The sequence below is a fragment of the Cytobacillus sp. Hm23 genome (assembly GCF_051842895.1).
In the GTDB taxonomy this organism is placed as follows: Bacteria; Bacillota; Bacilli; order Bacillales; family SM2101; genus Nanhaiella.
In genome coordinates, this window is sequence record NZ_JBPXRQ010000022.1 from 1 (window position 1) to 15064 (window position 15064).

Consider the following 15064-nt stretch of genomic DNA (forward strand, 5'->3'; position numbering starts at 1 on the left):
AAAAGTTTGATCTCTTTCTCCGAAAAAATCTTTTTACTCATAGTTTTCTCCAATCCGAAGTATTTCTCTAGTTGTGTTTCTCCATTATACAAAAATGTACCCTATAGGGAGACTTTTTTTAAGTGTCTACTCTATAGGGTACATTTTAGTTAATGGAATGACTTTTTATGTAAAAGCTAATTTTTATCAATAACTTATTTTTTCTCAGCTAACCATGCTGCAACATTTACTGCATCATCGCCAGTAATGATTCCACCACTCATAGAACCTTGACCATTCGCAATGATATCTTCAATGTCTGCTTGTGAAAGCTTACTGCCAATATCCTCTAGCTGTGGACCAAATCCGCCTTCTAAATTTCCACCGTGACAACCAGCACAGCTTTGTTTATAAACATCTTCTGCAGCAACATTCACTGCACCTGTATCTCCTGTTTCTGTTTCAGTTTCTTCAGTTGGTGTAGTTTCAGCCTCTTCTTTTGGTTCTGTAGCTTCATCTCCGCCACCACAAGCAGCTAAAACAAGAGATGTACCCATCAATAATGCAAGTAATTTCTTTTTCATTTGCGATTCCCCCTCATGTCTGAAATTAGTAAAATATAACTTTATTATACCCAATTTAAGCCCTTTTAAAACCCTCTCCAAGGACCTCAGTGGCATCCATAGCAACGACAAATGCTGATGTATCAATACTTTTAACCAATTGTTTCAATTTAGTGAACTCTGTTTGATTGACAACACACATGAGAATTGGTTTTTCGTCATCTGTATAGCCTCCAAAAGCTGAAAGCTTTGTCACTCCTCGATCAAGTTCATGCAATATTTTACTGCGTACTTCCTCTTGCTCACTTGTAATTATCATTGCCATTTTTGAATAGCCGAACCCAACTTGTATGAAATTGATCGTTTTACTCGTAACAAATAATGCGATAATTGCATATAGACCACTCTCAATATCAAATACAATTGCTGCTGTAATAACGATTAAACCGTCAATAAATGCGACGCATGTTCCAAGTGAAATACCTGTATACTTGTGAAATATTTGCGCAGCTAAATCTGTTCCACCTGTTGATGCTTGTCCACGAAAAACGATTCCTAACCCTAGTCCGACACCCATTCCTCCGAACAAAGCTCCCAGTAGAGGATTTTGAGTAGCAGGCTCGAGGTTTTCCGATAAATAAACAACAAACGGCAAAAATACTGTACCAATTAATGTTTTCATTCCAAATTTCCGACCGAGCAACATTATGCCAGCGATAAATAATGGAACATTGAATGCCCATTGTACATAAGCAGGCTTCCATCCAAACATCTCTTTTGTAATCGTACTAATCCCACTTACCCCACCAGAGGCAACGTTGTTGGGTAGTAAAAATAAGTTAAAAGCAAGAGCAACAATAGCCGATCCAATCAGTATATAAAATATGTCTAATGTTGCGATTATTTTCGGGTCCAATGCTTGACTCTTACGGCTTCGTTTCTTCATCCTTTTTTCTCCACCTTTTTAAACACAATTCTAAAAGTCATGTAGACAATTTTACTAATTGCCTATGAGAGTATAGCATGGTGGAAATATAGTGTAAATGCTAACCATATAACGTGTTAAAGGAGTAAACAATTGAAGGAACTTATTGCTTATTTTTTGTTTGAAGAACTATCTTATAAGTGGTAAAAAATGAAAAATTATTTAACAAACAGGAAATAACAAGAGATAGAGCAGGAAATTCCGAGGCATTAATTTAATCTGATACTTATGTATAGTAGTTTTTTGTGTCAAATTGATTTGATTATATACGATTTATCGTACACTCGTCAGGATATGTGTTTGGGTTATATGTTCTGTATATTGTGTAAGGCTATTATTTATTTGTTGAACATGTTTGTGATTGTCCATTTGTATGCTTTTATTTGTCATACCTTTTGGTTTACTGTCCAAATATGAAGATTTACTTACCTAAGTAGTAAGCACAGAAAAAACTATTCTCATCATAATAAGATATACAAAAACCCCACTCGTATTGAATGGGGCAACATCTGTTTAGTTAAGTTTTGAACGAAGGTACGAATCTATGAATGAATCAAGCTCACCATCCATCACACCTTGTACGTTACCAACTTCAGTATTCGTACGATGATCTTTCACGAGAGAATACGGATGGAATACGTAAGAACGAATTTGGCTCCCCCAACCGATTTCCTTTTGCTCACCACGAATTTCAGCAAGCTGTTCTTGTTGTTCTTCAATTTTCTTTTGATAGAGTTTTGCTTTTAGCATTTTCATCGCTCTATCACGATTTTTAATTTGTGAACGTTCCGATTGGCACGTAACAACAACGTTCGTTGGAGTATGAGTAATCCTTACTGCCGAATCTGTCGTATTGACGTGCTGACCACCCGCCCCACTTGCACGGTACGTGTCTATTTTCAAATCTTCAGTACGAATGTCAATTTCAATGTCTTCATTAAACTCTGGCATCACTTCACATGATACGAAAGACGTATGACGACGACCTGACGAATCAAAAGGTGAGATTCGAACGAGACGATGAACACCTTTTTCCGCTTTTAAATAACCGTATGCATTATGCCCTTTAATTAACAGTGTGACACTTTTAATACCAGCTTCGTCTCCAGGTAAATAATCCAAGGTTTCTACTTTGTAACCTCTTCTCTCTGCCCATCGTGTGTACATGCGCAATAGCATTGAACCCCAATCTTGTGACTCAGTACCGCCCGCACCTGGATGTAACTCTAAAATCGCATTATTTTTGTCATACGGTTCACTTAATAACAGTTCTAATTCAAATGTATTTAAGTCCTTCGTTAATGCTTTACATTCATTTTCAAGCTCTTTTTGTAACTCATCATCTGGCTCTTCTTTGACAAGTTCATGAGTCACTTCGAGATTTTCATATGTCTCATTTAGCTCTGTAAACTTATTAACTAAGTCCTTTAAGCCATTTGCTTCATTTATGACTGTTTGAGCCGCTTGTTGATCATCCCAAAAGGGTGGTGCTGCCATTAATTCTTCCAACTCATCTATTCGAGCTTGCTTCGTATCGAGGTCAAAGAGACCCCCTAAAATCAGCTAAACGAGTAGCCATTTTGTCAAGCTCTTGCTTAATTTCAACTAAATCCATTTATTTTCCACCTCAATAAAAATTTTTACCTACCTTACATGTATATCCTGTTGACTGTAAAATAAATACATCAAAACACATTATCATAGAAAATAGGTGAGCAAGCATCCACTGCCAACTCACCTTTGTTCACAGTAAAGAAAAATACACCTTATCTCTTTAAAGCATCAGTGGTTTTACCCTTGTTATTTGCCGTGGCACTGTTTGAATTTCTTCCCACTTCCGCAATAACATGGGTCATTTCGGCCTATCGAAACTGCTTTTTTAACTGGTTTGCGCTTTTGCTTTTCTCCGTCTTGCTTTGGATTAACCGCCTGTCCTTTTGCGACTTCTTGACGTTGAAGGTTGTTTCTAATTTGCGCCTTCATCACATACTTCGCAACGTCCTCTTCAACGGAAGCCACCATATTTTCAAACATTGAAAATCCTTCCATTTGATACTCACGCAATGGATCAATCTGGCCATAAGCTCGTAGATGAATACCTTGACGAAGGTGATCCATCGCATCAATATGATCCATCCATTTACTATCAACTGCTCGCAGAACGATAACTTTCTCAAACTCACGCATCTGCTCTGGCTCTAATTGCTGTTCTTTTTCATCATAACGTTTTTTTACTTTTGCATAGATAAGCTCACTAATTTCTTCAGGCTCCTGACCTTTAATTTGGTCAAGTGTGACATCACCTTCAGCAAGCATTGTTGCATTTGTATAATCAATGATGCCTTTAAGATTCCACTCTTCTGGAAGCTCTTCCTTCGGTGTATGCAATCCAACAGATCGTTCAATCGTTGACTTAATCATACCTTCAACGATATCACGAAGGTTTTCTGATGAAAGGACGTCAGATCGCTGTTTATATATAATTTCACGTTGCTGACGTAATACGTCATCGTATTGTAAAAGCTGCTTCCGAGCGTCAAAGTTATTTCCTTCTACACGTTTTTGAGCTGATTCAACGGCTCTTGAAACCATTTTACTTTGAATAGGCTGTGTATCATCCATGCCGAGTCGCTCCATCATCGCTTTCATATTGTCTGATCCGAAGCGACGCATGAGTTCATCTTCCATAGATAAATAAAATTGTGTCACACCTGGATCTCCTTGACGACCAGAACGACCACGTAATTGATTGTCAATTCGGCGACTTTCATGTCGTTCTGTACCAATTACCGAAAGTCCTCCAGCTTCCTTCACGCCTTCACCAAGTTTAATATCCGTACCACGTCCAGCCATGTTCGTTGCAATCGTTACCGCACCAGGTTGACCGGCTTCTTCGATAATCTGTGCTTCTTTCCCATGATTTTTCGCATTTAAGATGTGATGAGGAATACCTTTTTTCTTCAAAAACTTAGAGATTATTTCAGAAGTTTCAATAGCCACTGTTCCGACAAGTACTGGCTGCCCTTTTTGATGACGTTCAGCAATATCTTCAACAACTGCTCGAAACTTCCCTTCGATCGTTTTATATATAAGATCGGCACGATCATCACGCACGATCGGCTTATTCGTTGGAATTCCAACAACGTGCATATTATATATATTTCTAAACTCTTCTTCTTCTGTTTTTGCCGTACCCGTCATACCAGAAAGCTTTTCATACATACGGAAATAGTTTTGGAACGTTACTGTTGCCAGTGTCATGCTTTCATTTTGAATATCAAGTCCTTCTTTTGCTTCAATTGCTTGATGTAAGCCTTCACTATATCGACGGCCTTTCATCAAACGTCCTGTAAAAGGATCAACGATCACAACTTCGCCATCTTGAACAACATAATCAATATCTTTATGCATACTAGCATGCGCTTTTAACGCTTGATTTATATGATGATTTAACGAAACATGTGTAATATCAAAAAGGTTATCAATACCGAAAGCACGTTCAGCCTTGTTCATACCTTCTTCAGTTAGTTGAACACTTTTTGATTTTTCATCGAAAATGAAATCTGATTCTTTATTGAGCGTACGTACGAACGCATTAGCTTGTACATATAATTGTGCTGACTTTTGTGCTGAACCAGATATAATTAAAGGTGTTCTTGCTTCATCAATAAGAATTGAGTCAACCTCGTCAATTACCGCATAATATAGCGGTCGCTGAACCATCTGTTCTTTGTAAAGCACCATATTATCACGTAAATAATCAAAGCCTAGCTCATTGTTCGTTGCATATGTAATATCAGCAGCATACGCCTCAATTTTTTCCTCACGAGACATGCCGTTTAAGTTCAGACCGACAGTTAATCCTAAAAATTCATATAACTGACCCATCTCATGAGCATCACGACTTGCTAAGTATTCATTGACAGTTACAACGTGCACACCTTTACCTGTCAACGCATTTAAGTATACTGGCATTGTCGCTGTTAATGTTTTACCTTCACCTGTTTTCATCTCAGAGATATTACCGTCATGAAGGGAAACACCCCCCATTAATTGTACCTTGTATGGATATAAGCCTAACACACGCTTTGCTGCTTCACGAACAACCGCAAAGGCTTCAACAAGCATGTCATCAAGCTTTTCCCCTTTATCATAACGACCTTTGAATTCTGCTGTTTTTGATTGTAACTGCTCATCCGTTAAGTTCGCCATATCTGCACTTAATGAGTCAATTTGTGCTGCAAGCTTTTCTAATTTAGTAATTTGACGTTTATTGCCATCAAATACTTTCTTTATCATTCCAAGCATTCAAAACGCTCCTCTATTTTCATATAAGTTACACCCAATACGACATATACACACACTGGATATATAATAATGTATATACTAAGTTTTTTCCCTTATAGAAATCCTATTTCTAATATTAACATTTTGAGACAAAGTGAACAACATTTTGGAGGAATGTGGGAGCATAAGAAGGCAGAATCATATGAATATTTTATATTTCATTCAAAAACCTTAACAAAACTTGTATGAAAAAGAGTTAGATCATTCATATAAGAGCATTTTTTAATAACTCACGTAGTTTACGAAAAGTACTGTTAACAGAGGGGTATGTGACAACCACATCGTTTCTTCATTGTAAATTATTTATAATCGGCTGTAGACGTCCAAGCCTGATCAATTGCTAACAATTGGAGGTGTGGTGTGTTTAATGAAGTGTTATTATAAAGTGACCTAGAAAGTTGAGTCTTAACAACTTTGTTTTTACTTGTATACATTATTGTTTTTGAATGAAGTAGTACATATTAATAGCGGTATTTTTTATTAATTTCATCAGTCATTAACTGGAACATGGAGTGATGTTGCTGAAGAGATTGTTCGATATGTTTGAAATGACTCCTTGACTCAGAAAGGTTATTTACAACAGCTTCCTTAATTACCGTTACATCGTTTTCAATTTTTGATAGTCGCATATCTACTGTAGTAAAACGGTTATCTACTTGTGTAAAGCGCTCGTTCATTTCATGTTCTAGCTTTGTGAAGCGTTTGTCCACTTGAGTAAAACGTTCATCTACTTTTGTAAAGCGCTTGTCCATCTCACCTTCTAGCTTTGTGAAGCGTTCGTCCACTTGAGTAAAACGTTCATCTACTTTTGTAAAGCGCTTGTCCATCTCACCTTCTAGCTTTGTGAAGCGTTTGTCCACTTGAGTAAAACGTTCATCTACTTTTGTAAAGCGATCGTTCATTTCATGTTCTAGCTTTGTGAAGCATCCATTTACCTCTGTTCTAAATTCGCGCATTTCGCTCATAAATTCTAGTAACAGCTTCTCCATCATATTCACCTCCATTCATTATCAAAGATAATCCTCGAACTAGCCTTCCATTGACTACAAATGAGGTTTGTAGACATGTTTTATTATATCATATTGAAAAAGTAACATTCGATAAAAGAGCAATGAGAAATTGACCAATAAACTACAAAAAAACATCCTACAGTACATTTAACATCAAAAAACGTTAGGTTCTAAACAACCTAACGTTTTCTAATCATTATTATTAATTCGGTTCAATCAAACCGTATTTGCCATCTTTTCTTAAATAAACGACATTTGTACGGTTCGTCTCTGAGTTAGTAAATACGTAGAAATTATGACCGAGCATATTCATTTGCAGGATTGCTTCTTCACTGTCCATTGGCTTTAAGTTAAAGCGCTTAGTACGGACAAGCTTTAAGTCATCCTCTTCTTCATCAGGAATCGCTACAGGCTCATTTGTAAACATATATTTAGGAGTTCCAGTATCTCGGAACTTACGGTTCACCTTTGTTTTATGTTTGCGAATTTGACGCTCAAGTTTATCAAGAACAAGGTCAATCGCTGCATACATATCTTCATGATTTTCCTCTGCTCTTAACAGTAGTTGAGACATGGGAATTGTTACTTCTATTTTAGAATGCTTATCACTATGAACTTTTAAATTAACATGAACTGTGGCATCTGAAGACTCATCGAAATACCTTTCTAATTTACCAATCTTTTTCTCAACATACTCACGCAATGCTGGAGTTACTTCAATGTTTTCACCACGAATGTTGTAAATCATACACGAACTCCTCCTTTAGTTAACTTGAGGATGTTCAAAAAAGTCCGGGAAAAATGACAGTGAATATTTGCGTTGGTTTGCTTTTCCGTTCCTCATGTACCCTTCAAACGTACACTCTGGTACTCAAAGCTACACCGCCTTAATCTTCTTCGTCCTTTTTTTCCTCCTTTTGAACTCCATTTTTAAAGGATGATCAAATAAGTCTCGGAAAAATGAACTTGTACAAGATCTAATCCACTCATTCGCCACTTATCGTGACGGCACTTAGTGTGACTTTTCTTTCCCCATTCTTCTTATCCTCATTTTCTTGAAACTTATAACTTATTCGAGTTAAGCTGTGTGAAAATGCTTAAAACATTAAATCCACATTTCCATTTCTTATCTCTAGAAATCCGCTAAGCGGTTTTCTTAAGCTATGTATATACATTTCTACAATACCCTTAACAATTCCTTCTTAAACGTGAAATTATCTGTGAATAAATTGTGACGATTTTCATTATTTACATAACCGATATATTGTTAAAATTGATGTGTATTTATTGTTATGCAGTAAGGAAAAATGATATGTGAGAGGAAATTCCTTTTTCCGAAATTTAAAGGTTCTTTTCGTAAACTTTGTTGCTATTTTTACTAATAATGGTCAGTTTGATGCGTTTTATGGCAAACAATAGTTACGAAAGTAGTAAAAGTGTCGCGAATGCTAAATATATACGTGCTTATATCATAGATTGAAAAGCAACAATTAATGCGAAAACAACCTTAAATAAAGTAAATGACTTCTTAGATGTCACGATTATATCCTTCTTTATAATAAAAACACTCCCATACATTTGTATAGGAGCATTTTACTATTGTGTAATATAACGTGAAAATGTATGTTGAATGGGTTCCTTCCATGCAAGAAAGGCTGGAATAATATTTTTATTAATAATAGCTTGCTTTTCCGTTGGGTTCGAGAAGTGCTGCTCCAGCTTGACACACTCAGCAATGACTCCTGGGAATTGATTGACTTGATTTCGAACAATCTCATCTTTTGAAAAGAGGATTAACAGTTGTTCATTCGTATCATTAATTTTTGAAAAAGCAGTAAATATGTCAGCTAATACCCGATCTCCTTCGTTACGTTCAAGGCTGTCAAAACTCACCTTAACATAGTCAAATCCTAATTCAATTGTATCTAATAATTCGATATACTGTTTTAACATATCGTATTGTGGTGCGTCTAAATTCACCATGTACTCACCTATTTCCGTTTGTCATAAAATACACCATCTACAGTACCTGCATTATATGGGTTGATATATTTTTTTTGTGACTGTTTTTTCTTCTTTAAACTAGCAATATCGAGCTTAATTTCATCCTTCATCGCAATAAGCTTCTCGTCTATTTTTTTGTTTAAAGTAACAATTTCAGTCCCAATACGTTTTTCATCATTTGAATATGGAGGCTCCAACTTCTCAATTAGCTGTGTGCGATCATTCAAAAAATGTTGAATACGGTCTATTTGTTCCTCACGATCACTTTTACTAATGTCTGTTTGTAAAAACGCTAATAATTGTTTTGTTACTTCATGTAGCTCTTTAACGACACTCACTAAGCTTGACCGCCTTGTGCAAATTGTTTTTGGCGATTCTTTTGAATGACTTGTCTCCATGTATCTCGAAATTCTATTACGTGACCTTCTATTTCTGAAAGAGCATTTAAATCATTATTAATATTTACTTCAATTAAACGACGGTGCATATAATCATACATTGACATCATATTTTTCGACACTTCAACATCCATATTAAGTGTGACCATCAGTTCATGGATTATATTTTGTGCTTTCAATAGATTCGTATTTTTTTCCTCTATATTATTATCTTGAATCGCTTGTCGTGCTAAATTGATAAATTTCAAACAGCCATTATAAAGCATTAAGGTTAGTTCCCCTGGTGATGCTGTTGTCACAGCGTTAAGTTGGTATGATTGATAAGGGTTCTGTGATTCCATATTTTTATAAACTCCTCTATAACAATAATAATGTTTATAATATGAGATATGTCTATTTTTATTAATATCCAAATTGACCTGCTAAAAACATTGCTTGTTCGTTAGCTTGTTGTATTGCAAGTTCCATTGCCGTAAATTGACCCCAATAACGGTCTTCAATTTGGATTAAACGTCTTTCAAAAGAATCTATTTGGTCATCAAGATACGACATTTCTTTACCAATTGCAAACGACTCAGCAGCAGAATATGATTTCCCAGCTTTATCTGTTAACTTTTCCATCGCTACATTGACTGAATCGTATAGTCGTTGAATAACCCCTTGTTCAGAGCTAGTATTTCCATCAGCGTTAAACAATTTTTCAACAGAGCTAGGGTCCTCCTGTATAGCATTTAGTAGTTTCGTTTCATTTATTTCTAATTTTCCACCTTCTAAATAGTTTGCAGTAGTGGTTATTCCTATACTAGCTAATTGATTATATATAGATGATACATCATCATTATCCACAGGAGCATATAGATCAGTTCGCATTTGTGAAAGAACTCCTGTCAAAATGGAATCATTGCGAATCAACCCACTCATTGCCTTTTCATCCCATAATTCTTGCTCTCTCTCGCTTAAAGCTTGACGTTCTTCACTTGTTAATGGTGGGTAATCACGATATCTATCCTCTGATACTTTTTGATTAATCTTGTCAATCAATTCATTATACTTTTCTACAAAGCTCTTAATATTTTCTAAGACTTGATTGCTATCATTATTAACAGATATGCTGACTGGGCTATTAGAGAATGTTTGTTTGATCGAAAATTCGACACCGCTCATGTTAAATGTGTTCGAATTTCTTTCTGTACTAAGACCATTCACCTCAAATTTAATGTTCGTGCCACCTGTTTCATCTGCATCACGAAACCGTAACACATCATTTAAAAAGCCTCCACTCGTTCTTATCTCATCACCAGAATCTGTAAAATCTCCTGTTTCATTTCTTGTTAGTGTTACTTGATCTGAAAAACTATCATAGTACATCGTAACACCGACTTCAGAATTATTTACTCTACTTATGACAGTATTTAGGGATTCATTTCCTCCAATAATGAAGTTGTGATGCATATCACCTTTAGATGTAGATGTATCTATTGAAAAATTGGTATAATTATGATCATATATAATTTCAACTTCTGTATCTTGAGGAAAACCTTCGTCCATGTTAAAGACAATTTTACCTGTTTCGGTATTTATTTTCCCTATCACGACATTGCTATCATCCTTAAGAACAAGGTCTCTTTCAACATCACCATCTGATCCACCGAGAACGAATTCTTCGTTCCCTTCAATTATAAAAGATGTTACAGAGTTAATTGATCCATTCGGTAACTGCCATTCTTTCGTCCCTTCTGTTAACGTTTTTGTTTCAGTTTTATAATCGGCTATATAGTTAACATTAATTGAACTATCTGCTTTTAATTCTGTACCAAACTTCATTGAACCATCAGTATCAATAAATACTTCGTTTTCTTTAGGTGGCTCGGCTGGTGAAGTGACTACTTTATAGCTCTTCCCATCTACTGTAACACTCCAAGATTCAAAATCTTTTAGTGGAGGATGAACTTCACCAGCTTCAAAAAGCTGAAAAGAATCACCTTCCACTTCTACTGAGATAGATTTTGACTCTACAGCACCTACTCTCCAGTTAAAAGCTGTACCATCTGCAAAAGCGCTCGAGTTAGAATATAACCCTTTATCCACATTAATTTTATTATCTGCATCCGCTGAAATTGCTCCAGCATTGACTTTTGTTGCTGCGGTTGCAAGCTGCGTCACATTATCAATTGCATAGGTTGCTTGAGGGGATGCGCTACTTGCAATTGCAGTAACCATTGCTTCATTTGTTGATGTAATAGTGCGAGCACTATATGTAGACGGCATCTTCATTCGTGTTAATTCCTCACGAAAATCCAATAATAGAGTATTCATTTCTCTATAGCTATCAAGTTGCCATTCTAAAATCTGTCTTTTTTGTGTTAATCTATCAAGTGGCATTCGCTCTGCTTTCATTAAGTCAGCAATAATTTGGTCAGTGTCCATCCCACTAGCTAAACCACCTATACGTAAACCAGTCATTTATACCCCTCTTCTCGTTATATTTTTTTATCTACTACTAATCCTACAAATTCTGTCATAGCTGCATACATATCAAGTAACTTCTTTGGTGGAATCTCTCTAATAACTTCCTTCGTATCCTTATCAACTACAACTACGAAATACTCTTTCAGTTGTTCATGTAGTTCAAATTTTAAGGATGTGTATGTTGGCTCTAAAAATTCATTTATTCCTACTATAACTTCTTCAACTTTATCCTTAGTTAGTATCTGTTGTGTCTCATTTGTAGGTTTCGTTTCTTGCTGAGATTTTAGCTGAGTTTCTAGCTGTGTAATTTTTATCTCAGTTGAGGATGTGGGTAATGGAGATTTTATAGTATTATTTCCAATGTCCATGAAACTCGCTCCCTTATACATACTTTCCTTTAATATCGGTTAAAATTGTTAATTATTGAGTAAAAAGTGAAATTACTAATTTTATATATCAACCACATGAACACTATTTAACCAAAACTCATACATTTAGGTAATACTAATCTTAGGGCATTGTGTTCTAAGATATTGGTGAATAAATAATCTTGTGTTGTAAGTTTTGTTTGGGTAATTTCAAGAGTTTTTTACAACAAATAAATGAAACTTCAGATCTCCAATTTTTTTAAAAAAATAAAAATCATGGCTTTAAAACCATGATTTATTTTATAACTCAAATTTACATATTCTTGCCGTTTAAAAAACATATTTTTCATAAAAGTAATTATGTCTTTATAAAGTTTTATTTTCTAATGGCTGATGTTCTGTTTTCCCAAGGGAAATCATCATACAAAGGGTTAACGTCTAAAAATTTACAAAATCGTTCATATGAACCAGCTTCTGCTAGATTAATAACCAATAGATCATTAGGTCGATCTTTAAAATATTCAATTACATCTTTATTATGTTGATTATAATGTTTTGTTAGTATGTCTTTATCATATGTATCATTACCTGTATCTCCAAAAATAGCTTTATGTGTAATCCAAGGTCTGCCTTTAAATATATATGTTGCATTCATTAAATCTTTTTTTGTAGGAATTCGTTTACCATCAGCAAATAACTTAGAATGAAATTTAGTAATTGATTTATACCATTGGCTAGCATCATCTCTAACAGATAAAATAAATTTACTATTTGGGAATGCCTTATCTAGAAATTTATAGGTTTCAGGCCAACTAAATGGGAAATCTTGAAACACTTCTGCATAATTACAATAATCAATTATCGTCTCAATATCCTTCTCTAAAAAATTCACCAATAAATTCTCAGCTTCTCGCTGATCCCCAACATGGTAACCAAGATCTTCAAATGCTTTTTTTAGAGAAGTTGTCCCTGTTTTATTTCTTCCAATACAAAATATTTTGTTTGTCATCTTTACACCACCATTTGAATAATTAGTACTTATTTTCTACTCATTTTCATTAGTAATTCTATTGCTCTAGTTTTTTTGATGTGACATTTTGGATGGGATTCACTTTGACTCCAAGACTCTATTATGCATGCGTAATTTTAAAACCAAATTAATTTAACAATCATAACTGTAATAATCATCACTAAAATGCTTAAAGGGGTTCCAACCTTAACATAGTCCTTAAATGTATATCCTCCTGGTCCGTAAACAATTAAATTGGTTTGATATCCAATTGGGGTAATAAAACTCGCTGATGCTGCAATAGAGATTACGACAGCAAAACTTATATATGAAATATCTAAAGTAGCTGCTATTTCTAAACCAATTGGAACCATCAAAACTGCTGCAGCACTATTCGTAATTATCTCTGTAAATATGTTTGTTAATAAATATACAATTAGAAGGAGGGCAGTTATTCCTAATGGTTCAGCTACTGTTATTAAAACACTAGCTAGCCATTCAGTTAAGCCACTCTTAGTCATAGCTTCACCTATTCCAAACGCACTAGTTATTAACAAAAGCACATTAAATTGAACATATTGTTTTGCTTCCTCAAGAGTGATTATCTTTGTAAAAATCAATAAAAATACAGTGAGTAGCATCGCTTTAAACATACTTAACAAATCAAAGCTGACAAGTAGTATCATTGCTACTAGCAGCCCAATGGAAAACCACCCTTTTTTTTCATCATAATGTAGGTTTGTAGGTGCATCTATAGATGACACAACATAAAAGTCACTTGATTGTTGATATTTGCTAATAAAGCTATTTCCTACAAGTAGTAATAAGGTATCACCAGGTCGCAGAATTATGTCCCCTACCTTACTTTTTATTCTCTCATTATGACGGTGTACGGCTAACACACCTGCATCAAATCTGGATCGAAATTGTGACTCCTTGATAGACTTTGACAATACTGAAGATTGATTTGATACCACTGCCTCAACCAATTGAGTATTTCCATTCTTTAAACCTTCCAGTTTGAACTCAGATCCTGTTTCAAGTGTTAATCCTTTTATGTTTTGTAAATCAGCTATTGTAGAAATCAACCCAGTAAAAATTAAGCGGTCCCCTGTTTGAATAATTGTCGTCGCGGATACTGGAGAAATTCGTTTTTCTCCACGGATGACTTCGAATAGATACAGACCATTCAGTTCCCTTAATCCCGCTTTTTTAATAGTTTGATTTACATAGGCAAAATCTGAGGAGACAGTTACTTCAGCAATATACTCTTTTGACTTATTTATCGCTTGTCTACGAAACCCTACATGATCGGGTAGAAGCCGATATCCTATGGTAAACAAATAAATAAAACCAATAATTGTAATAGGTATCCCAACAATTGCTAGTTGAAATAGCGAAAAACCATCTAAGTGATAATCAAATAGTATACCTTGAACAACTAGATTGGTGGAAGTTCCCATCAAGGTAATAGTTCCACCTAAAATAGTAATATACGACAATGGGATTAGAAATTTAGAAGGAGCTACCTCATGTTCTTCACACCATTTCTTTATCATAGGAGTAAATATTACAACAATTGGTGTATTATTTAAAAATGCAGAAAACAATGGTAGTGGTAAAAAGAAACGAAACATCGATTTTCTAACATTCTTACTACTGTTTAACCCCTTCATCATCATTTGTTCGATCGTGCCATACTTTTGTATCGAACCTGCTACAATGAACAATAATGCAATTGTAAGCATACCTTGATTAACTAAACCTAGCAGAGCTTCTTCTGCAGTTAATACTCCCGTCATTAAAAATATCATCGCTATAGTAGATACAATAATTTCTGGTCGAGCTAAATCTAATAATAAAGCAATAAACATGGCAATTATCATTACCAGCACATATATCATTTCTAATGACATAAGTAGAGCTCCCTTT

General features: G+C 35.0%; 13 protein-coding genes. All 13 read right to left on the reverse strand.

Annotated elements, in window-relative coordinates; translation table 11 throughout:
• Positions 1–194 precede the first annotated feature (194 nt).
• Positions 195–563, reverse strand: coding sequence for a cytochrome c551 (cccB, locus tag ACSVDA_RS14560; RefSeq protein WP_485884162.1), 369 nt, complete (start codon positions 561–563; stop codon positions 195–197).
• A gap of 55 nt (positions 564–618) precedes the next feature.
• A complete protein-coding gene (locus tag ACSVDA_RS14565; protein WP_485884163.1) occupies positions 619–1488 on the reverse strand; it encodes a YitT family protein in 870 nt (289 codons plus the stop codon).
• Between the two features lie 552 nt (positions 1489–2040).
• Positions 2041–3142 (reverse strand): peptide chain release factor 2 gene (gene prfB, locus ACSVDA_RS14570; protein ID WP_485884164.1). Its coding sequence is split into 2 segments (ribosomal slippage): positions 2041–3069 and positions 3071–3142, totalling 1101 coding nucleotides; the frame shifts between segments, so codons are not numbered across the junction.
• A 185-nt stretch (positions 3143–3327) separates the two neighbouring features.
• Positions 3328–5835 carry a preprotein translocase subunit SecA gene (gene secA / locus ACSVDA_RS14575; protein WP_485884165.1) on the reverse strand — a complete coding sequence of 836 codons (2508 nt, stop codon included), beginning with the start codon at positions 5833–5835 and terminating at the stop codon, positions 3328–3330.
• Between the two features lie 500 nt (positions 5836–6335).
• Positions 6336–6863: a hypothetical protein gene (locus tag ACSVDA_RS14580; protein WP_485884166.1), complete on the reverse strand. Its 528-nt coding sequence runs from the start codon at positions 6861–6863 to the stop codon at positions 6336–6338.
• Positions 6864–7086: 223 nt separating this feature from the next.
• On the reverse strand, positions 7087–7632 hold the full coding sequence (hpf, locus tag ACSVDA_RS14585) for a ribosome hibernation-promoting factor, HPF/YfiA family (RefSeq protein ID WP_320257593.1): 546 nt from the start codon (positions 7630–7632) through the stop codon (positions 7087–7089).
• Between the two features lie 848 nt (positions 7633–8480).
• Positions 8481–8864 (reverse strand): DUF8042 domain-containing protein, encoded by a 384-nt coding sequence (locus ACSVDA_RS14590; protein WP_485884167.1) that lies wholly within the window; start codon positions 8862–8864, stop codon positions 8481–8483.
• Positions 8865–8875: 11 nt separating this feature from the next.
• The gene (fliT, locus tag ACSVDA_RS14595) at positions 8876–9226 is read right to left on the reverse strand and encodes a flagellar protein FliT (protein ID WP_485884168.1); all 351 of its coding nucleotides are present in this window, start codon (positions 9224–9226) and stop codon (positions 8876–8878) included.
• The gene (fliS, locus tag ACSVDA_RS14600; RefSeq protein WP_485884169.1) at positions 9226–9627 is read right to left on the reverse strand and encodes a flagellar export chaperone FliS; all 402 of its coding nucleotides are present in this window, start codon (positions 9625–9627) and stop codon (positions 9226–9228) included. The genes fliT and fliS overlap by 1 nt, the downstream gene beginning before the upstream one ends.
• Before the next feature lie 61 nt (positions 9628–9688).
• Positions 9689–11749 (reverse strand): flagellar filament capping protein FliD, encoded by a 2061-nt coding sequence (gene fliD / locus ACSVDA_RS14605; protein ID WP_485884170.1) that lies wholly within the window; start codon positions 11747–11749, stop codon positions 9689–9691.
• 17 nt (positions 11750–11766) lie between these two features.
• Positions 11767–12123 carry a flagellar protein FlaG gene (gene flaG / locus ACSVDA_RS14610; protein ID WP_485884171.1) on the reverse strand — a complete coding sequence of 119 codons (357 nt, stop codon included), beginning with the start codon at positions 12121–12123 and terminating at the stop codon, positions 11767–11769.
• 376 nt (positions 12124–12499) lie between these two features.
• Positions 12500–13132: a sulfotransferase gene (locus tag ACSVDA_RS14615; RefSeq protein WP_485884172.1), complete on the reverse strand. Its 633-nt coding sequence runs from the start codon at positions 13130–13132 to the stop codon at positions 12500–12502.
• Positions 13133–13269: 137 nt separating this feature from the next.
• Positions 13270–15048 carry an SLC13 family permease gene (locus tag ACSVDA_RS14620; RefSeq protein ID WP_485884173.1) on the reverse strand — a complete coding sequence of 593 codons (1779 nt, stop codon included), beginning with the start codon at positions 15046–15048 and terminating at the stop codon, positions 13270–13272.
• Positions 15049–15064 lie beyond the last annotated feature (16 nt).